The sequence below is a fragment of the Streptomyces piniterrae genome (assembly GCF_005048155.1).
Classification (GTDB): Bacteria; Actinomycetota; Actinomycetes; order Streptomycetales; family Streptomycetaceae; genus Streptomyces; species Streptomyces piniterrae.
The window spans coordinates 56,158-75,259 of record NZ_SUMB01000013.1; the positions used below are offsets into that span (position 1 = coordinate 56,158).

Annotated in this window: 17 protein-coding genes; 5 read left to right on the plus strand and 12 right to left on the minus strand. The window is 71.0% G+C overall.

Annotated features, from left to right (window positions below):
• Nucleotides 1-104 precede the first annotated feature (104 nt).
• Nucleotides 105-2,120, plus strand: a complete 2,016-nt coding sequence (locus FCH28_RS30800; protein WP_136743478.1) for an N-acetylmuramoyl-L-alanine amidase — start codon at nucleotides 105-107, stop codon at nucleotides 2,118-2,120.
• 139 nt (nucleotides 2,121-2,259) lie between these two features.
• On the opposite strand, the gene FCH28_RS30805 is transcribed toward FCH28_RS30800, so the two are convergent.
• On the minus strand, nucleotides 2,260-2,760 hold the full coding sequence (locus FCH28_RS30805; protein WP_136743479.1) for a hypothetical protein: 501 nt from the start codon (nucleotides 2,758-2,760) through the stop codon (nucleotides 2,260-2,262).
• Nucleotides 2,761-2,873: 113 nt separating this feature from the next.
• On the minus strand, nucleotides 2,874-3,269 hold the full coding sequence (locus FCH28_RS30810) for an ACT domain-containing protein (RefSeq protein ID WP_136743480.1): 396 nt from the start codon (nucleotides 3,267-3,269) through the stop codon (nucleotides 2,874-2,876).
• Between FCH28_RS30810 and FCH28_RS38360 the strand changes: the two genes are divergently transcribed.
• The gene (locus FCH28_RS38360) at nucleotides 3,268-3,408 is read left to right on the plus strand and encodes a hypothetical protein (RefSeq protein ID WP_169314297.1); all 141 of its coding nucleotides are present in this window, start codon (nucleotides 3,268-3,270) and stop codon (nucleotides 3,406-3,408) included. The two genes, FCH28_RS30810 and FCH28_RS38360, sit on opposite strands and share 2 nt — an antisense overlap.
• Nucleotides 3,409-3,590: 182 nt before the next feature.
• Nucleotides 3,591-4,334 carry a leucine-rich repeat domain-containing protein gene (locus FCH28_RS30820; protein ID WP_425472036.1) on the plus strand — a complete coding sequence of 248 codons (744 nt, stop codon included), beginning with the start codon at nucleotides 3,591-3,593 and terminating at the stop codon, nucleotides 4,332-4,334.
• Between the two features lie 52 nt (nucleotides 4,335-4,386).
• Here the strand turns inward: FCH28_RS30820 and FCH28_RS30825 are convergent, their stop codons facing one another.
• The 5 genes from FCH28_RS30825 to FCH28_RS30845 form a co-directional block, all read right to left on the minus strand.
• On the minus strand, nucleotides 4,387-4,626 hold the full coding sequence (locus tag FCH28_RS30825) for a DUF397 domain-containing protein (RefSeq protein WP_136743482.1): 240 nt from the start codon (nucleotides 4,624-4,626) through the stop codon (nucleotides 4,387-4,389).
• Nucleotides 4,627-4,716: 90 nt separating this feature from the next.
• On the minus strand, nucleotides 4,717-5,907 hold the full coding sequence (locus FCH28_RS30830; protein ID WP_246103400.1) for a thiolase domain-containing protein: 1,191 nt from the start codon (nucleotides 5,905-5,907) through the stop codon (nucleotides 4,717-4,719).
• On the minus strand, nucleotides 5,897-6,949 hold the full coding sequence (locus FCH28_RS30835; RefSeq protein WP_187363968.1) for a thiolase domain-containing protein: 1,053 nt from the start codon (nucleotides 6,947-6,949) through the stop codon (nucleotides 5,897-5,899). Before FCH28_RS30835 ends, FCH28_RS30830 begins: the two co-directional genes overlap by 11 nt.
• Nucleotides 6,949-7,941, minus strand: a complete 993-nt coding sequence (locus FCH28_RS30840) for an OB-fold nucleic acid binding domain-containing protein (RefSeq protein WP_136743483.1) — start codon at nucleotides 7,939-7,941, stop codon at nucleotides 6,949-6,951. Before FCH28_RS30840 ends, FCH28_RS30835 begins: the two co-directional genes overlap by 1 nt.
• Nucleotides 7,942-7,991: 50 nt before the next feature.
• Nucleotides 7,992-8,876 (minus strand): crotonase/enoyl-CoA hydratase family protein, encoded by an 885-nt coding sequence (locus FCH28_RS30845; RefSeq protein WP_246103401.1) that lies wholly within the window; start codon nucleotides 8,874-8,876, stop codon nucleotides 7,992-7,994.
• Nucleotides 8,877-9,038: 162 nt separating this feature from the next.
• Between FCH28_RS30845 and FCH28_RS30850 the strand changes: the two genes are divergently transcribed.
• The gene (locus FCH28_RS30850; RefSeq protein ID WP_136743484.1) at nucleotides 9,039-10,685 is read left to right on the plus strand and encodes an acyl-CoA synthetase; all 1,647 of its coding nucleotides are present in this window, start codon (nucleotides 9,039-9,041) and stop codon (nucleotides 10,683-10,685) included.
• A 99-nt stretch (nucleotides 10,686-10,784) separates the two neighbouring features.
• Here FCH28_RS30850 and aroQ read toward each other — a convergent pair whose 3' ends face one another.
• Nucleotides 10,785-11,420 (minus strand): gamma subclass chorismate mutase AroQ, encoded by a 636-nt coding sequence (gene aroQ / locus FCH28_RS30855; protein ID WP_136743657.1) that lies wholly within the window; start codon nucleotides 11,418-11,420, stop codon nucleotides 10,785-10,787.
• Nucleotides 11,421-11,821: 401 nt separating this feature from the next.
• Between aroQ and paaK the strand changes: the two genes are divergently transcribed.
• On the plus strand, nucleotides 11,822-13,153 hold the full coding sequence (paaK, locus tag FCH28_RS30860) for a phenylacetate--CoA ligase PaaK (RefSeq protein ID WP_136743485.1): 1,332 nt from the start codon (nucleotides 11,822-11,824) through the stop codon (nucleotides 13,151-13,153).
• 93 nt (nucleotides 13,154-13,246) lie between these two features.
• Here paaK and FCH28_RS30865 read toward each other — a convergent pair whose 3' ends face one another.
• From FCH28_RS30865 to FCH28_RS30880, 4 genes are all read right to left on the minus strand, one after another.
• Nucleotides 13,247-14,047: a VOC family protein gene (locus FCH28_RS30865; RefSeq protein WP_136743486.1), complete on the minus strand. Its 801-nt coding sequence runs from the start codon at nucleotides 14,045-14,047 to the stop codon at nucleotides 13,247-13,249.
• 254 nt (nucleotides 14,048-14,301) lie between these two features.
• Nucleotides 14,302-15,984 (minus strand): acyl-CoA synthetase, encoded by a 1,683-nt coding sequence (locus FCH28_RS30870; RefSeq protein WP_136743487.1) that lies wholly within the window; start codon nucleotides 15,982-15,984, stop codon nucleotides 14,302-14,304.
• 107 nt (nucleotides 15,985-16,091) lie between these two features.
• Nucleotides 16,092-17,642, minus strand: coding sequence for an acyl-CoA synthetase (locus tag FCH28_RS30875; RefSeq protein WP_136743488.1), 1,551 nt, complete (start codon nucleotides 17,640-17,642; stop codon nucleotides 16,092-16,094).
• Between the two features lie 138 nt (nucleotides 17,643-17,780).
• Nucleotides 17,781-18,884, minus strand: coding sequence for an NAD(P)H-dependent flavin oxidoreductase (locus tag FCH28_RS30880; protein WP_136743489.1), 1,104 nt, complete (start codon nucleotides 18,882-18,884; stop codon nucleotides 17,781-17,783).
• Nucleotides 18,885-19,102: the final 218 nt, after the last annotated feature.

Consider the following 19,102-nt stretch of genomic DNA (forward strand, 5'->3'; position numbering starts at 1 on the left):
AGCGCTGAACGTACAGGGGCTCTAGTCTCGGGTCCCGCCCCGCACGGCCGTTTGTGCGCCAACCGTCACACCGCTCCGGCTCGGGCCGGCTCGAGGAGGCTGCTTTGCGAGGATCCGCCCCGGAAGACGACAAGAGAGTCCCCCGCTCCGCCCTGCGCAGGTCCGGCACCGCCGTCGCCGCGGCGGTGTTATTGCTGCCACTGGTCTCGGCCGCCCCGTCGGCCGGGGCCGCAGCACCCCGTACGGAGGCTCTGCAGCGCGCCTTCACCGACGCCGCCGCGCGGTTCCATGTGCCGCGCAGTGTGCTGCTGGGCGTCTCGTATCTGGAGTCGCGCTGGGACGCCCACGGCGGCGCGCCCAGCGTCTCCGGTGGTTACGGTCCGATGCATCTGACGGACGCCCGCGCGGCGCTGGCCGGTGTTCCGGAGTTCAGCGACGGTACCGAGGACGCCCGTGGCGACAGCGCCCGCCCGCGGAAGACCGCGCCGGAGGGCCGGGCCAGGGCTGCGGTACCCGCCGAACTCCCCGCCCGGCTGCGGACCTTGCCCAGGGCCGCCGAGCTGACCGGTCTGCCGGCGGAGAAGCTGCGCTCGGACCCGTCGGCGAATGTGCTCGGCGGCGCGGCGCTGCTCGCCGCCGAGCAGCGGAAACTGGGCCTGCGCGAGAGCGCCGACCCGGCCGAGTGGTATGCGGCGGTGGCGCGGTATGCGGGCGCCGACGACGCCAGGAGCGGCAAGGTCTTCGCCGACGAGGTGTACGACCTGATGCGCCGTGGCCAGACCCGGACGACCGACGCGGGTCAGCGGGTCACCCTCGCCGCCGCGCCCTCGCTCGCCGCCGACAAGGCCCAGGCGGACCGGCTCGCCCGGCGGGCCCCCGCCCGGGCGCGGGCGTCCGCGTCGGGCGACGACGGCAGTCTGGAGTGCCCGTGGAGCGTCGCCTGCGAGTCGGTCCCGGCGCCGTACGAGGAGTTCGGCGACGACGACTACGGCAATCACGACCTGGCGAACCGGCCCTATGACCAGCGCGTGGACTCGATCGTCATCCATGACACCGAGGGTTCGTGGGAGACGACACTGAGGCTGATCCAGGACCCGAAGTATGTGTCCTGGCACTACACGATCCGCTCCTCGGACGGTCTGATCGCCCAGCATGTGCCGACCAAGGACGTCGGCTGGCACGCGGGCAACTGGTACATCAACGCGCACTCCATCGGCGTCGAGCACGAGGGTTTCCTCGCCGCGCCGGACGCCTGGTACACGGAGGCGATGTACCGTACGTCGGCCCGGCTGGTGAGGTATCTGGCCCACCGGTACGACGTGCCGCTCGACCGGCAGCACATCCTGGGGCACGACAACGTGGCCGGTATGACGCCCACCGCGGTCAAGGGCATGCACACCGACCCGGGCCCGTACTGGGACTGGGCGCACTACTTCGAGCTGCTGGGCAGGCCGTTCACGCCCACCGCGGGCCCGCGCGGCGGCCTGGTCACCATCCTCCCCTCCTACGACGGCAACCAGCCCGTCTACACCGACTGCGAGAAGGCCGGCAAGCCCTGCGCGCCGCACGGCTCGGCCGCGGTCCGGCTGCACACCGGGCCGAGCGGGGACGCCCCGCTGGTGAAGGACATCGGCCTGCATCCGGACGGCAAGGACTCGACGACCGGCGTCAACGACACCGGGGCGCGTGCCACGACGGGCCAGCGGTTCGCGGTGGCGGGCCGCTCCGGTGACTGGACGGCGATCTGGTATCTCGGGCAGCGGGCGTGGTTCCACAACCCGCGTCGTGCGCCGACGGCGGTGAACGCGAGGGGCCTGGTCGTCACGCCGAAGCCCGGTGTGGCGGAGATCCCGGTCTACGGCCGGGCGTACCCGGAGAAGGAGGCGTACCCCGCGGGGGTGCCGGTCCAGGACGTCGTCCCGTTGCCGTACAAACTGGCCGCCGGTCAGCGGTACGCCGTCGGGGACCGCAAGCGGAGCGAGTACTTCTACGCGCCGACGTTCGACGTCAGCCAGCATGCGATCGTGCGCGGCGAGGACGTCTACTACGAGATCCAGGTCGGGCACCGGGTGGGCTATGTCCGGGCGGCCGATGTGAAGGTGCCGCCGTCGGGCCGGTAGCTCCGCCGGCCGGCGCCGGGAGGTGCCCAGGCCGGATGACGACAGCCTCGCGCCCGGTGGACGGCAGGACCGTTCACCGGGCGCGAGGCTGTGCGCGCGGCAGCTGTCCGCGCGGCGGATGTCCGCTCCGGGGCGCCGCTCAGCCCTGCTGGAAGAGTTCCGCGGGCAGCGGCTTGAGCAGGGCGTAGAGATCGTCGGTGATCGGCCGGTCCCAGCTGGCGATGGTGACCAGGACACCGTCGCTGCGGTCGAACTGGGCGCAGGAGATCCGGCTCTCGGAGCACTTGATGCGCTTGACGATCAGCAGGTTGTCCTCGTGCATCACCGGGGTGTCCTCGCTCTCGACGACCACCACCGGCTCGTCGTTGCCGAGCGCCGCGAGGAGCTGGGCGACCTCGAAGGGCACCTGGTCCTCGTCGAGCTCGCGGGCCGGGGAGCCCTCCGGCAGATTGCCGATGATCATCGCGGGGCCGCGGCCGCCGAACAGGTCGTAGCGGAGGAAAACGCCCTGGCAGCTGCCGTCGGGCGCGGGCAGCAGCCCGGCTCCGAGGTTGCCCGGCCAGTCACCGGGGTCCATGGCGAGGACGTCGAAGTCAGGCCCGGCGGGCGTGGCTGCGCTGCGGCGGCGGAGAAAGGACATGCCGCCATCGTACGTGGCCGGAGGGCACGAGCGGCGCGGACGTCGGCGCGAGCGACACGCGCGGCGTACCGGCCGGGAGGCCGGGCGGTGCGGGGCCCGCCGTACCGCGCCGATCAGCTGCTGGCGGCGAGCGCGGAGAGACGGCGGAGCGCTTCGTCCGCCGCGTCGTACGGCACGAAAAGATGGTCGTGGTGAAAGCCGGCGACGACATTGCAGCTGAGGCCGGCGGCGGCGAGTTCGGTGGCGATGGCGGCGGTCAGTCCGACGGCGTCCAGCGCGGAATGCACCCGCAGCGTGATCCAGCCGGCGACGTAGTCGTAGGCCAGGCCCGCCCGGTCGGCGTCCTCCTGGCGGACGACGAGGGTGCGGCCCTCCTGCTCGGCGACGGTGACGACCGGCGTCAGCCCCTCGGGGACGGCGCCGGGCACGGTCGTGAACACATAGGGTCCCTGGTTGAGCTCGGGCCGCATACCGCTCAGCAGCGCCCTCAGATCTCTCTCGCCCGTCATGATCGCCACTTTACGGCGCCGGCCCGGCCCCCTCGGCAAGATCGTCGGCGACTCCGCCGTGCCCGCCGTGCCCTTCATGGCGCGGAGTGACGACAAGATCCACCACCTGCCGGACGGCGGTCCTCACCGTTCCTGCTAGCGTCGCCGACTGCCGTCGATCAGAGGGGGCGAGATGGCCGACAGCCGGCAGCTGCTGCGTGATCTCCCGGTCTTCGGAGGCCGCCTGCCCCCATGCGATCCGGTGGACACGCCGGACGATCCGGTGGAGCCGTGCACCGCGTCCTGCCACCGCACCGGCGCCGGCCGGACCAGGGGCCTGCGGTGGCCCTGACGCCCGCGCCTTCGTCTCCTCCCACCCTCAACCTCTGGAAGGCCGGGCTGCGTTGCGTTCCCGAGGAGGTCTGGGGGCGGGAGGACTGGGAGGTCCTGATCCTCGCCGACAACCACCTGACCGAGATCCCGCCCGCGATCGGCCGGCTCCGCGCCCTGCACACCCTGGATCTGGGCCACAACGCCCTGACCCGGGTGCCCGACGAGATCGGCGATCTGGCCGGGCTGACGCGCTGTCTCTACCTCCACGACAACCGGCTCACCGCACTGCCGGACGCCCTCGGCAGGCTGGACCGGCTCGGCTATCTCAACATCGGCGGGAACCCGCTGGATCGCCTCCCGGAGACGCTCGGCGACCTGGCCGGGCTGGTGGAACTCCGTGCTCAGGGCGCCGAGTTGAGGCACCTCCCCACGTCCGTGGGACGGCTCGGCCGGCTGCGGGAGCTCTGGCTGCGCGGCAACCGCCTGACGGACCTCCCGGCGGGCGTCGGGACGCTGCACGAGCTCCGCGAACTGGAGCTACGGGACAACGCGCTGCCCCGCGTCCCCGAGGCGCTCCGCGCCCTCCCGCTGCTGCGCCGGGTCGACCTGCGCGGCAATCGGATCGCCGAACTCCCGTCGTGGGTCGCGGAGTTGCCGTCGCTGGAGAAGCTGGATCTGCGGTGGAACGCCGTGCATGACGGGGCGGTGGCGGTCCGGGCGCTGCGGGAGCGGGGGTGTGTGGTTCTCGCATAGGCGAGCCGGGCAGGGCCTGTCCGACCCTGACCCGTCGGACAGGCCCCACGGGCTAGGTGAGGTCGAATTCGCCCTCGCGCGCGCCGAGGACGAACGCATTCCACTCGCCGGGGGTGAAGATCACCGCCGGGATATCCGGGCTGCGGCTGTTGCGCATCGCGATATAGCCCTCGACAAAGGCGATCTGGACCTCGCCCACCCCCTGGCTGCTCGACTGCCATTCGGCCTGTGTCAGGTCGAGCTCGGGCCTGATCCCGCCCGCGAGCCGCTCCTCGGTGATGCTGTCGGCCACGTCCCCGCTCCTCCTGGTCGGTCGTCGGCGGCCAAGCCTAACCACTGCGTACGGGGACGGACAGGGGGCCTCCGCGGGCGGCCACCGGGGTCAGTTCTGCGGGGGTTCGGCGCCCACCAGCCACATCGAGAAGAACTGCGCGCCGCCTCCGTAGGCATGGCCCAACGCCCGCCGGGCGCCGTCCACTTGGTGCGCGCCGGCCCGGCCGCGTACCTGGAGGGCGGCCTCGGCGAAGCGGATCATTCCGGAGGCGCCGATGGGGTTGGTGGACAGGACGCCGCCGGACGGGTTGACCGGGAGATCGCCGTCCAGTTCGGTGACGCCGGCTTCGGTGAGTTTCCAGCCCTCGCCCTCCGCGGCGAAGCCCAGGTTCTCCAGCCACATCGGCTCGTACCAGCTGAAGGGGACATACATCTCGACCGCGTCGATCTCCCGGCGCGGGTCGGTGATACCGGCCTGGTGGTAGACGTCGGCGGCGCAGTCCTTGCCGGCCTGCGGTGAGACGAAGTCCTTGCCGGCGAAGAGGGTGGGTTCGCTGCGCATCGCGCCGCCGTGGACCCAGGCGGGCGGGTGCGGCGAGCGCGCGGCCCCGGTCCGGTCGGTGAGGATCATCGCGCAGGCGCCGTCGGAGGACGGGCAGGTCTCGGAGTAGCGGATCGGGTCCCAGAGCATCGGCGACGCCTGGACCTTCTCCAGGGTGATGTCGGTTTCGTGGAGGTGCGCGTACGGGTTCTTCAGCGCGTTGCGGCGGTCCTTGTAGGCGACGAGGGAGCCGACGGTGTCGGGGGCGCCGGTGCGGCGCATGTAGGCGCGGACGTGCGGGGCGAAGAAGCCGCCGGCGCCGGCCAGCAGGGGCTGCTGGAAGGGAATGGGGAGGGAGAGGCCCCACATGGCGTTGGACTCGGATTGTTTTTCGAAGGCGAGGGTGAGGACCGTGCCGTGGACGCGGGCGGCGACGAGGTTGGCGGCGACCAGGGCTGTGGAGCCGCCGACCGATCCGGCGGTGTGCACGCGCAGCATCGGTTTCCCCACCGCGCCCAGTGCGTCCGCGAGATACAGCTCCGGCATCATCACCCCCTCGAAGAAGTCCGGGGCCTTCCCGATGACGACGGCGTCGATGTCGGCCCAGGTCAACTCGGCGTCTTCCAGGGCGCATTGGGCGGCCTCGCGGACCAGTCCTGCGATCGACACGTCCTTGCGCGCGGCGACGTGCCTGGTCTGGCCGATGCCGACGACGGCCACGGGCTCCTTGTGCGGCATGAGCCTCTCGTTATGCGGCATGTCCCTCTCCTTCGAGGACGGCGACCAGGTTCTGCTGCAGGCATGGGCCGGAGGTGGCGTGGGCCAGGGCGCGGTCCGACTCGCCCCGGTGGATGCGGGCGGCGGCTTCGCCGAGCCGGATGAGGCCGGCGGCCATGACGGGGTTGGCGGTGAGCGCGCCGCCCGAGGGGTTGACGGTCACGTCGTCGTCGAGCCGCAGCGCCCGGCGCAGTACGACCTCCTGGGAGGTGAAGGGGGCGTGGAGTTCGGCGGTGTCGGCGGGCCGCGCGAAGGCGCCCGCGCGTTCGGCGGCCAGGCGCGTCGACGGCGATTCGGTGAGGTCCCGGACGCCCAGGCTGTGCGCCTCGATGCGGTGGTCCAGGCCGCGTATCCAGGCGGGGCGGGCGCACAGGGCACGGGCGGTGTCCCCGGCGGCGAGGATCACGGCTGCCGCGCCGTCGCTCACCGGCGGGCAGTCGCCGCGACGCAGCGGCCGCACGACGTAGTCCCCCATCGGGGCGGGGCCGCTGAGCTGCGCGTACGGGTTGGCGGCGGCGTCCGTACGGCTGCGGGCCGCGACACCGGCCAGCGCCCGCTCGTCGGTGGCTCCCGCGTCGATCAGGGCCTGCGCCTGAAGCGCGGCCAGGGCGACGGAGTCGGGCCACAGCGGCGCCACGTAGTACGGGTCCAGCTGCCGCGTCAGTACGTCGCGCAGTTCGCCCGGGGAGGACTTCCCGTAGGCGTAGACGAGGGCGGTGTCGGCCTCACCGGTGAGGATCTTGACCCATGCCTCGTACAGCGCCCAGGCGCCGTCCATCTCGACATGCGACTCGGAGACCGGCGGCCACGCTCCCACGCCGTCCAGTGCCATGGTGAAGGAGAAGGCCCGGCCGGCGAGGTAGTCGCTGGAGCCGGAGCAGACGAAGCCGAGGTCGGCGGTCTTCAGGCCGGTGCGGTCCAGTACCTCGTGGAGGACCGGCATCAGCATCTCCACCTCGGAGAGCTCATCGGAGGTCCGGCTGTGCGCGGTCTGCGCGAAGGCGACGATCGCCACGTCCCGCATCAGATCAGCTCCTTGTAGCTGTCGTAGTCGGCGTCGGGCTCGCCGGTGGGGCGGTAGTGGTCGGGGAAGCGGGCGCCCTCGGTCCACACGGGCGCCACCCGCAGCCCCATCCGGACCTGGTCGTACGGGATGCCGCCGATGCGGGCGTGCAGCGCCAGGTCGGCGCCGTCCAGGGCGATATGGGCGTAGACGTAGGGGACTTCGATGTCGAGATTGCGGGCTTTGATGTTGACGATGCAGAAGGTGGTGACGGTGCCGTTCGGCCCCGCCTCCACCTGCTCGTCGGTGGCGACGCCGCAGGTGGGGCAGGCGCCGCGGGGCGGGACGTACACCTTGCGGCAGGCCGGGCAGCGCTCGCCGACGGTCCTGCGGTCGACGAGCGCGTTGAGATAGCGGCTCTGGGCCCGTCCGGGCGCGTAGGTGTAGTCGAGCCTGGCGGGGGCGATGATGCCGGTGACGGGGCCGGCGTCGGCGTTGGCGTCGGTGTCTGCGTTTGTCTCTGTGTCCGTGTCGGCGAACTCGCCGCTGTGGGCGGTGGGTTGACGCCCCGGCTCGCTGTCGTACGGCTCGAAGCAGGCGATGTCGGTGATGGCGCCGGTGCGCTCCTCGGCCCACCGGATGCGCACCCTCATCCCGCTGTGTACGGATTCCGCGCCGGGGGCGTCGAGGGCGTGCAGCAGGGCGGTGTCCGCGCCGTCCAGGGTGACCAGCGCCCAGGCGAAGGGGGTGCCCAGGGGCTGCCCGGGGCGGGGGCGGGCGTTCCAGGCCCAGGTGGTGACGGTGCCGGTGGTGCCGACCTCGACCAGCTCGCGGATCTCCTCGGCGGTGACCGGGTCGTATTCGGTGGGCGGTACGACCACCCGGCCGTCGCTCGCCCTGACGCCGAGGACGGTGCGTGCGCGGAGCCCGGTGAGGAAGGCGCTCTGGACGGGGCCGAGCGAGCGGGTGAACGGGAATTCCACGACGAGGGGCGCCGTGAGGACCTCTGGCATACGGGACTCCTTGAGCTCCGTGGGCTGGGGGGCTGCGGGGGCCTGGGGGGTCAGGCGCGCCGGTAGACGGGCGGGCGTTTCTCCGCGAAGGCCGAGGCGCCTTCCTTGGCGTCGGCGGTGTCGAAGATCGGCCAGCCGCGGGCGAGTTCGGCCGCCAGGCCGTCCGTCTCGGTCATCTCGGCGGTCTCGTAGACGGACGCCTTGACGGCTTCGACGGCGAGCGGCCCGCAGGCGTTGATCCGCTCGGCGATCTCCAGGGCCTTCTCCCGTGCGGTGCCGTCGGGGACGACATGGCCGATCAGACCGATCCGTTCGGCCTCCGCGGCGGTGTACGGGCGGCCGGTGAGCAGCATTTCCAGGGCGTGGGTGCGGGGGATCTGGCGCGGGAGGCGGACCGTGGAGCCGCCGATGGGGAACAGGCCGCGCCGGACCTCGAAGAGCCCGAAGGTGGCGCTCTCACCGGCCACCCGGATGTCGGTGCCCTGGAGGATCTCCGTACCGCCGGCCACGCAGTGGCCCTCGACGGCGGCGATCACCGGCTTACGGGGGCGGTGGTGACGCAGCATCGCCTTCCAGTGCAGATCGGGGTCGGCCTTGAGGCGGTCGCGGTACCGCTCCCCCGCCATGCCCTTGCCGGCCAGGGCCTTGAGGTCCATACCGGCGCAGAACGCGCCGCCCGCGCCGGTCAGGACGACCGAGCGGATCCCGTCGTCCTCGTCGGCCTCGATCCAGCCGTCGTACAGGCCCACCAGCATCGACAGCGAGAGCGCGTTCTTCGCCTCCGGCCGGTTGAGCGTGAGCACCAGCGTGGCGCCGACGCGCTCGACCGTCAGATGTTCCGTCCCATGCGCCGTGCCATGTTCGGTCCCGTGCGGCGTGCCATGTTCCGACCCGTGTTCCGTGCCATGTTCCGTGCCATGTTCCGTGCCACCCATGGACGTCCTCCCGTCTCAGACCTAGAACAGGTTGCAGTAGCCGTACCCCGACTTCAAGAGTTTTCTGACAGGTAGTCAGTTTTCTTCGCCGTGGGCCTTCCCTGCTCCCGCCACCGGCGCTCTAATGACCGCCAAGCCGACGCCGCCCGGTCTGGAGGAGACATGGAGTACAACCTCGCCGACCTCTTCGAGTCGATCGTCGACACGGTCCCCGACCGCGAGGCGCTGGTGTACGCCGACCATCCCGGAACCGGCGCCGAACGGCGGCTGACGTACGCGGAGCTGGACCGCGCCGCCAACCGCCTCGCCCACCACCTGAGCGACCACGGCATCGGCCCCGGCGACCACGTCGGGATGCACCTCTACAACGGCGTCGCCTACCTCCAGGCCGTCTACGCCTGCCTGAAGATCCGCGCCGTACCGGTGAACGTCAACTACCGCTACGTCGAGGAGGAGTTGGTCTACCTCTACCGGGACGCCGACCTGGTGGCGCTGGTCTTCGACGCGGAGTTCACCGACCGGGTGGCCGCCGCCCTCCCCCACACCCCGAAGCTGCGGCACCTCATACGGGTCGGCACACCACCCGCCGGCGCCCCCGAACCCCACCTTCCGCCCGTCCCGCTCGCCGAGGCCGAGGCCGCCGGATCACCCGCGCGCGGCTTCGGCCCGCGGTCCGCCGACGACCAGATCATCATCTACACCGGCGGCACCACCGGGATGCCCAAGGGCGTGATGTGGCGCCACAAGGACATCTTCTTCTCCGGGATGGGCGGCGGAGCACCGACCGGCGAGCCGGTGAAACGGCCGCATGAGCTGGCCGAACGGGTCGCGGCGGGCGGTGAGGGCATCGTCTTCTTCCCCACTCCCCCACTGATGCACGGCACCTCCACCCTCACCGCGTTCATCGCCTTCCACTTCGGCCAGAAGGTCGTACTCCACCGCAAATACGTGCCCGAAGAGGTGCTGCGGACCATCGCACGCGAGAAGGTCACCAGCGTCTCGCTGGTCGGCGACGCCATGCTGCGCCCGCTCGTCGACGCGCTCGGCGGCCCCCTCAAGGGCACCGACTGCTCCTCCCTCTTCAGCGTCAGCAGCTCCGGCGCGATCCTCTCGGAGACGGTACGCGCCCAGTTCAGCGCGCTCGTCCCGAACGTGATGCTGCTGAACAACTTCGGCTCGTCGGAATCCGGTTTCAACGGCACCGCGACGGACGACTCGGGCCCGGACCGGGGCTTCCGGCTACGGGTCAACTCCCGTATGGCGGTGGTGGATCCGGCGACCCACGAGTTGGCGCCGGCCGGCGAGGTGGGCCGTCTCGCCCTCCGCGGACACGTACCGCTCGGCTACTACAACGACCCGAAGAAGACCGCGGAGACGTTCTTCGAGGCACACGGCGACCGCTGGGTGCTGCTGGGCGATATGGCGACCGTCGACGACGAGGGCATCGTCACCGTCCTCGGCCGCGGCTCGCAGTGCATCAACTCCGGCGGCGAGAAGGTCTATCCGGAAGAGGTCGAACAGGCACTGAAGGCCCATCCGGACGTATACGACGCACTGGTGGCCGGCGTACCGGACGAACGCTGGGGCAACCGCGTCGCCGCCGTCGTCCAACTCCGCGACGGCAGCGGCCCATTGGACCTCGACGGCATCCAGACCCACTGCCGCACCCGGCTGGCCGGCTACAAGATCCCCCGCGCCGTCGTCTTCACCGACCACATCCAGCGCTCCCCCAGCGGCAAGGCGGACTACCGCTGGGCGAAGGCGGTGGCGGCAGGCGAACGCGAGGGGGCGGGGGGACGGGAGGGGTAACAGGGGACGGGAGGGGCTGCGGGGGAACGCGCGGACCGAGGGGCGAAGGGCAGGAGCAGCTCCCGGCCGACTGCCGCCGACCTCCGAGGCCTGGCTCCTTCATCCCTCTCCGCCATCCCCATCAACACAGACGGAGGGCAGGGCGCGGGCCAGGGCTCCCGTGTGCAGACCGTCGAGGCGCCGCTCGTGACGTACACGCACGGCTGCGGCCGCCAACACCGGCCCGCAGGACGGCGCGGAGCGCGCGTCGGCAGACCCCGCGATCGCCCGCACCAACTCACCACTAATGCGATTGATCTCCTTGCGGACCTCACCGAGATCCGGGCGCTCGGTCGGCGCCTGGGAGGGGTCCGCGTCCCACACGCGATGCAGTCCGCGCTGGACGACCTTGCTCGCCTCGATCTGATCCCGGAAGATCCGCACCGTCACCACCGGATCGGCACCCAGCCGACGCGCCTGCTCGGCAACCGCGTCCAGCACCTGCCGCTCACGCACCGGGTCGTCGATCGGGCTCCCGGTCCCCCACTTGGCCGCGGCAACCAGATCACTGATCGCCAGCCGCTCGGCGGACAGGACGGCAATCGGACGGAGCCGGGCGTACGGAGAGTGCACTGAGGTGATCGCGGCGGCTCCCCGCACCAACTCACCCGAGGGCGCCGCGACGGCCCCGGAACCGCCCCCCGCCAGGAGCAAAGCGACGCCGGCACCGGCAATCCACGTACGACACCTCAACATCAAGCCGATCAGCCGCACAGCGAGCCTCCCTCGGTATCGGACGTCCTTCTCACTCGTAGACCACACCGAGCCTAGACCCACCCGACGGATCCGTGAGGAATTAATTACGGTCCGTAATTGTTGCCGTAACAAGGAAGAAGGAGGCGAGGCAGCGAGGCAGAGGCACAAGGCGCGACCGAGCCGACAGAGAAGGCGGGAGCGCGCAAGAGGAGCGAGTGCGCGCAAGAGAGGGGGCGCGCACCGGACAACCAAAGACGCGAGCACACCTCGACGGACGACGCCCCGCATTGCCGCGCACGCCCCTTGACGTCCCCGGCGCGCGCTGATTACTTGGATCCGCGCTCAGCTACCGAATGATCGGTAGGTCAAGATGAGAGCGGTGACGAGGACGGTGACACTGCATGCGGGAAGCGGCTGCGGGCGGCGGCGAGACGTTCGACGAAGCGGAGAAACTCTCCGTGGACGCATTGCGGGAACTACAACTCACCCGGCTGCGCGCCTCGTTGCGCCATGCCTACGACCACGTCCCGTTCTACCGCGAGTCCTTCGACCGGGCCGGGGTGCAGCCGGAGGACTGCCGCTCGCTGGGGGATCTCGCCCGGTTCCCGTTCACCACCAAGGATGATCTGCGAGCCAACTACCCGTTCGGGATGTTCGCCGTACCCCGGGGCGAGGTGCGCCGCATCCACGCCTCCAGCGGCACCACAGGCCGCCCGACCGTGGTCGGCTACACCGAGCGTGACCTGTCGACCTGGGCGGATGTCGTCGCCCGATCGATCCACGCGGCCGGCGGGCGTCCCGGGCACACCGTCCATATCGCGTACGGATATGGGCTGTTCACCGGCGGTCTGGGGGCGCACTACGGCGCGGAGCGGCTCGGGTGCACGGTCGTGCCCGCGTCCGGCGGGATGACCGGCCGGCAGGTGCAGATCATTCAGGACTTCCGCCCCGAGATCATCATGGTGACGCCGTCCTACATGCTCACGCTGCTGGACGAGTTCGAGCGGCAGGGCGTCGATCCCCGTAAGACCTCCCTGAAGGTGGGCATCTTCGGTGCCGAGCCGTGGACGCAGGAGATGCGCCGGGAGATCGAGGAGCGGTTCGCGATCGACGCGGTGGACATCTACGGCCTGTCGGAGGTCATGGGGCCGGGCGTCGCCCAGGAGTGTGTGGAGACCAAGGACGGGCTGCACATCTGGGAGGACCATTTCTACCCGGAGGTGGTCGACCCGATCACCGGCGAGGTGTTGCCGGACGGTGAGCACGGTGAACTGGTCTTCACCTCGCTCACCAAGGAAGCGATGCCGGTCGTCCGCTATCGCACCCGTGATCTGACGCGGCTGCTGCCGGGTACGGCGCGGGCCGCTTTCCGTCGCATGGAGAAGATCACCGGGCGCAGCGACGACATGATCATTCTGCGCGGGGTCAATCTCTTCCCCGCGCAGATCGAGGAGATCGTGCTCCGTACCCCGGGTGTCGCCCCGCATTTCCAGCTGCGGCTGACCCGCGAGGGCAGGATGGACCAGCTGACCGTACGCGCCGAGGCCCGCCCGGACGCGTCCCCTGAGGAACGCGCGGCGGCCGTCGGCCGGATCGCACGCGGCGTCAAGGACGGTATCGGGGTGTCGGTCGGGGTCGAGATCGTGGCACCGGAGACGCTGGAGCGCTCGGTGGGCAAGATCAAGCGCATTGTCGATGCGCGGCCACGGGACGAGTCCGAGTCGAGGCCGTGAGGGACGAGTCAAGGCCGTGAGGGACGAGTTGAGGTCGTGAGGGACGAGTTGAGGTCGTGAGGGAGGGGTCGATGTCGTCGGGTGTTCGTGGTCTCACGTCATCGTCGGGTCTCCCTTGATCAGGGCGAAGGTGGCGCCTTCGGGGTCGTTGAGCATGGCCAGGCGGCCGACGCCCGGGGCGTCCATCGGGGGGATCAGGGTGGTGGCGCCGTTTTCGGTGGCCTTGGCGAAGGTGGCGTCGCAGTCGGTCACGCCGAAGTACGGGTGCCATTCCGATGTCGAGCCGGCCGCCAGGTGAGCCTCCTGGAGTTGCATGATGCCGCCCTGGCCCGTGTCATCGCCCTTCCCGCCGCCGGGCGAGGAGACGACGGAGTAGACCAGGTCGCCGCCCATCTGCATGTCCTGGTAGTTCCAGGAGAAGACCGAGTGGTAGAAGTCCTTCGCGGCGGCCGCGTCGGTGGTGTACAGCTCGGTCCAGCAGAGCGTGTCCGGCTCCATGACGGCTTCCAGGCCCTTGACGTCGCCCGGCTGCCAGACGGCGAACTCGGCGCCCGTCGGGTCGGTGAATCCGGCCAGCCGGCCGGCGGTGAAGACGTCCATCGGCGGGACGCGGACGGAGCCGCCGGCCTGCTCCACGGATTTGAGGGTGGCGTCGGCGTCGGGGGTGTGAAAGTACGCCGTCCAGGCGGGGTTCGCGCCCTCCTCGGTACACGGGCCCACGGCGCCGACGGTCTTGCCGTCGAGCTGGAAGAAGCCGTAGCCGCCGGCATCCGGGCCGGCCGACTGGAAGGTCCAGCCGAACACGGTGGTGTAGAAGGCGACGGTGGCGTCGATGTCGCGCGCGCCGAGGTCGATCCAGTTCGGCGTGCCCGGGACGTAATGGGTCGTCAGCATGGGTCCTGCTCCTCCGGTGTGCTGGGCTGGTGATGCGCTGGTACGGGGCTGGGGTGGGACCTGGTACGGGGCTGGGTGGGGGCTGGGTGGGACGGTGTCGGGTGTGCGTTCTGCTGCCGTTTTCACAGCATGGCAGGAGGCACTGACAGTCGCCCTTCGCGCAGCGCCGGGCCCTGCTCAGGATCCGCCGAGGCCCAGGTCAGGACGGGGTCAGGGTGGGGCGGCGGCAGGTCCAGGGTGGGGCGGGGCCAGGTTCAGGATGCGCCGAACCGGTCCCGTAGTTCGCGCTTGAGGACCTTGCCGCTGGCGTTGCGCGGCAGCGCGTCCACGAACATCACCCGCTTGGGCGCCTTGAACGACGCGAGGCGCGCGCGGGCCAGATCGATCAGTTCCTGCTCCCCCAGCAGTTCCTGCCCCACGGCCTGCCCGGCCGCGCCGTCGCCGTTCCCGTCCGATGCCCCGTCGCCGATCCCGTCCCCGCCGGTGCGCCGTACGACCACCGCCGTCACCGCCTCGATCCAGTGCTCGTCCGGCAGCCCGATGACCGCGACCTCCGCCACCTGCGGATGCTCGTAGAGGACGTCCTCCACCTGGCGCGAGGCGACCAGGACACCGCCGGAGTTGATGACGTCCTTGACCCGGTCGACCACCGTGAGATAGCCCTCGGCGTCACGGATGGCGAGGTCCCCGGAGTGGAACCAGCCGTCCCGGAACGCCTCGGCGGTCTCTTCCGGCTTGCCCCAGTAGCCGCTGCACAGCTGCGGGGAGCGGTATACGACTTCCCCGCGTTCGCCGTCCGGCACCTCCTCGCCCGTCTCGTCCACCACACGTGCCTCCACGAACAGCACCGGTCGTCCGCAGGAGTCCATCCGGCCTTCGTGCTCCTCCGGGCCGAGCACCGTGGCCAGCGGCCCGATCTCGCTCTGCCCGAAGCAGTTGTAGAAGGCGAGTCCGGGCAGCCGGGCGCGCAGCCGTTCCAGGACCGGGAGCGGCATGATCGAGGCGCCGTAGTACGCCTTGCGCAGTGCGGTCAGCTCGCGGACGGCGAAGTCCGGGTGGTTCGACAGCGCGATCCATACGGTGGGCGGCGCGAACAGGCTGTCGGCCCGGCCGGCTTCCACCAGGTCGAAGATCCGGGCCGGGTCGGGCCCGTCGAGGATGGTGTTCTCCGCGCCGACCATGAGGTACGGCAGCAGGAAGACGTGCATCTGGGCGGAGTGGTAGAGCGGGAGCGAGTGCAGCGGGCGGTCGGTCTCTTTGAGGTCCAGGGCGACGACGGCGCTGGTGTATTCGTGGATCAGGGCCCGGTGCGTCATCATCGCGCCCTTGGGGAGGGCGGTGGTCCCTGAGGTGTAGAGGAGTTGGACGAGGGAGCCGTCGTCGCCGGCGTCTGCCGCACGGAAGGGGTCGCCGGCCGGTTCGAGGGGCCTGACCGGTTCGGGGGCACCGGCGGATTCGCGGGCAGCGGCCGATTCGGGAGCGCCTGCCAGGCCGGGAGCACCCGCCCCTTCTAGGGCGCCGGGCAGCCGTTCCAACAGGCTGTCGGGGGCGTCGCGGAGGGGCAGCCTGCGGATGGAGTCCGGCAGGTGGTGGACGAGTGCGGGGTCGGCGAGTACGAGTGTGCTGCCCGACTGTTCCAGGGTGTAGCGCAGATCCTCGCCGGTGAGGCTGTGGTTGACCGGGACATGCACCAGTCCGGCGCGAGCGCAGGCCAGGAAGCCGATGAGATACGCGTCGGAGTTGTGGCCGTAGGCGGCGACGCGGTCGCCGGTGCGCAGTCCGTCGGCCAGCAGTAGCCGGGCCGCGGCGGTCACCGCGTCGTCCAGCTCGCGGTAGGTCCAGGCGCGTTCCCCGTACCGTACCGCCGTCCGTCCCGGCACCCGGCGCGCGCTGCGCCGCAGGACTCCGTCGACCGTATTGCTCAGCGCTCGCATCATGGCGCGATCCTCGGCCGCGGCCCCATCGGGGTCAAGGCGCCCGGCCGACTGCCCAGCGGTTCCGCCGCCCGTAGGCCGTTGACCGGCGCCCCCGCGCCACCGCCGTCCTACACCGCCCGCTCCCGGCCCTCCCAATACGGGTCGCGCAGGCGCCGCTTGTAGAGCTTGCCGTTCGGATCGCGGGGCATGGCCGCGATGAAGTCGACCGTACGGGGGCGCTTGTATCCGGCCAGGTGCTGTTCGCAGTGCGCGAGGATGTCGTCGGCGAGTGCGGGGCCCGCCGTGTGCCCTTCGGCGGGTTCGACGACGGCCTTGACCTGCTCTCCCCAGTCGTCGTGCGGGATGCCGAAGGCGGCCGCGTCGGCGACGGCGGGGTGGCTGAGGAGGGCGGATTCGATTTCGGCGGGGTAGATGTTGACGCCGCCGGAGATGATCATGTCGATTTTGCGGTCGCGGAGGAAGAGGTAGCCGTCCTCGTCGAGGTAGCCGAGGTCGCCGACGGTGAAGAAGTCGCCGATGCGGTTCTGCTTCGTCTTGCCGGCGTCCTTGTGGTAGCTGAAGCCGCCGGTGGTCATCTTCATGTAGACCGTGCCGAGTTCGCCGGCGGGGAGGCGGTTTCCGGTGTCGTCGAAGATGGCGAGTTCGCTGATGGGCCAGGGTTTGCCGACCGTGCCGGGCTTCTTGAGCCAGTCCTCGGCGGTCGCGAAGGCGCCGCCGCCCTCGCTCGCCGCGTAGTACTCCTCGACGCAGCCGCCCCACCAGTCGATCATGGCGCGTTTGACGTGGTCGGGGCAGGGTGCGGCGCCGTGGATGGCGTGCCGCATCGAGGTCACGTCGTATGCCGCGCGGGTCTCTTCGGGGAGTGCGAGGAGGCGGTGGAACTGGGTGGGGACCATGTGGGTGTGGGTGCAGCGGTGGTTGTCGATGAGGGCCAGCATGTTCTCGGGCGTCCATTTGTCCATGAGGACGAGGCGGTGCCCTATGTGCAGTGAGGCGCCGGCGAATTGCAGTACGGCGGTGTGGTAGAGCGGCGAGCAGACCAGGTGGACGTTGTCGTCGAAGGGCTGGATGCCGAAGATGGCGAGGAATCCGCCGAGGTAGGTGTCCTCCGGGGGTTTGCCGGGCAGCGGGCGGCGGATACCGCGTGGGCGTCCGGTGGTGCCCGAGGTGTAGTTCATGACCCAGCCGAGGGTGCGGTCGGTGGGGGCGGACTCCGGTTGGCCGTCCAGGAGTTCGGCGTAGCGGCGGAAGCCGTCGATGGCGCCGACGGCGTAGCGCCGGTCGGCCGGGAGTTTCGCCTGGTCGGCGGCGTGCCGGGCGGCGTCTTTGTAGCGTTCGTGGGCGATCAGGACCTTGGCTCCGGAGTCGGCGACGATCCAGGCGATCTCCGGGCCGACGAGGTGGTGGTTGACGGGGACGAGGTAGAGGCCGGCCTGGGAGGCGGCGAGGTAGGCGGTGAGGAATTCGACGCCGTTGAGGAGGACGGCGGCGAAGGCGTCGCCGCGGTCCAGGCCGGCGGCGCGCAGTCCGTGGACCAGTTGGTTGGCCGCGGCGTGCAGCCGGCCGGCGGTCCACTCCTCGCCGTCCGGGGCGATCAGGACGGTGCGGTCCGGGTCGGCGGTGGCCTGCGCCCAGAAGCCGTTGGGGGTCTCGGACATGGGGTGGGTGCCTCCTCAGATGCGTCCAGGTCAGGTGCGTCCAGGTCAGGTGCGGCTGGGTCGGGTGTGGCCAGGTCAGGTGCGTATCCGGGGCACATGCGTCCCGGTCAGGTGCGTCCCGGCCAGGTGCGTCCCGGGTCAGGTGCGTCCCGCGATGCGGTTGATGCGGTCGATGGCCCGTTCGAAGCCGCGGGTGAGGTCGTCGAAGACGGCTTGGACGCTGCGTTCGCTGTTCATGCGGCCGACGATCTGGCCGACGGGGGTGCCGAGCAGCGGTTCGATCTCGTACCGCTGGATACGGGAGTTGGCCTCGGCGACGAGCAGTCCCTGGAGCGGCATGGGGAGGGTGCCGGGGCCGTTGGGGTCGTCCCAGGCGTCGGTCCATTCGGTGCGCAGCTGGCGGGCGGGTTTGCCGGTCAGGGCGCGGGAGCGGACGGTGTCGCCGGGGCCGGCGGCGAGCAGTTTCGCGGTGAGCCGGCGGGAGTGGAGCTCGGCTTCCTCGGTGGTGAGCCAGATCGAGCCGAGCCAGACGCCCTGGGCGCCGAGTGCCAGCCCGGCGGCGATCTGTTCGCCGGTGCCGATGCCGCCGGCGGCGAGGACCGGCAGTGGGTCGACGGCTCGTACGACTTCCGGGGTGAGGACCATCGTGGCGATCTCGCCGGTGTGGCCGCCGGCTTCGTAGCCCTGGGCGACGACGATGTCGATGCCGGCGTCCTTGTGGTGCCGGGCGTGGCGGGGGCTGCCGGCGAGTGCGGCGACGAGGATGTGGTGGTCGTGGGCGCGCTGGATGACGTCGGGGGGCGGTGAGCCCAGGGCGTTGGCGAGCAGCTTGATGGGGTAGTCGAAGGCCACGTCGAGCTGGGAGCGGGCGACTTGTTCCATCCAGCCGGTGATCCGCCAGCCGGACGCTTCGCCTTCGGCGAGTTGCGGCACCTGGTGTTTGGCGAGGAGGTCCGCGACGTACTGGCGGTGGCTGTCGGGGATCATCGCCTCGACGTCGGCCTCGGTGACGCCCTCGATCTTTTTGGCAGGCATCACCACATCGAGGCCGTACGGCTTGCCGTCCGTGTGGTCCTGCATCCAGTCGAGGTCACGAGCCAGTTCACCGGGCGCGGTGTAGCGGACCGCGCCGAGCACCCCGAAGCCGCCGGCCCGGGTGATCGCGGCGGCGACCGCGGGGAAGGGCGTGAACCCGAAGAGGGCGTGCTCGACTCCCAGCGTGTTGCTCAGCTCCGTCTGCATGGGCGCAGGATGCCGCAGCGGGCCGTACGAGGGAAGAGATTTTCTGATGCTGCGTCAGGTCTTTCGTTGCCGCGTCGGAGGTTCCCTCCGTGCGGACGGCCCGTGCTCCGGGGGCCGGTGGACCATTAGGGGACGTCCCCTAAGGGTCCACCGGCCCCCAGGCCAATGCCTACCCAGCCGCGTCGCTGCCCAGCCGCGTCGCTGCCCAGCCACGTCCC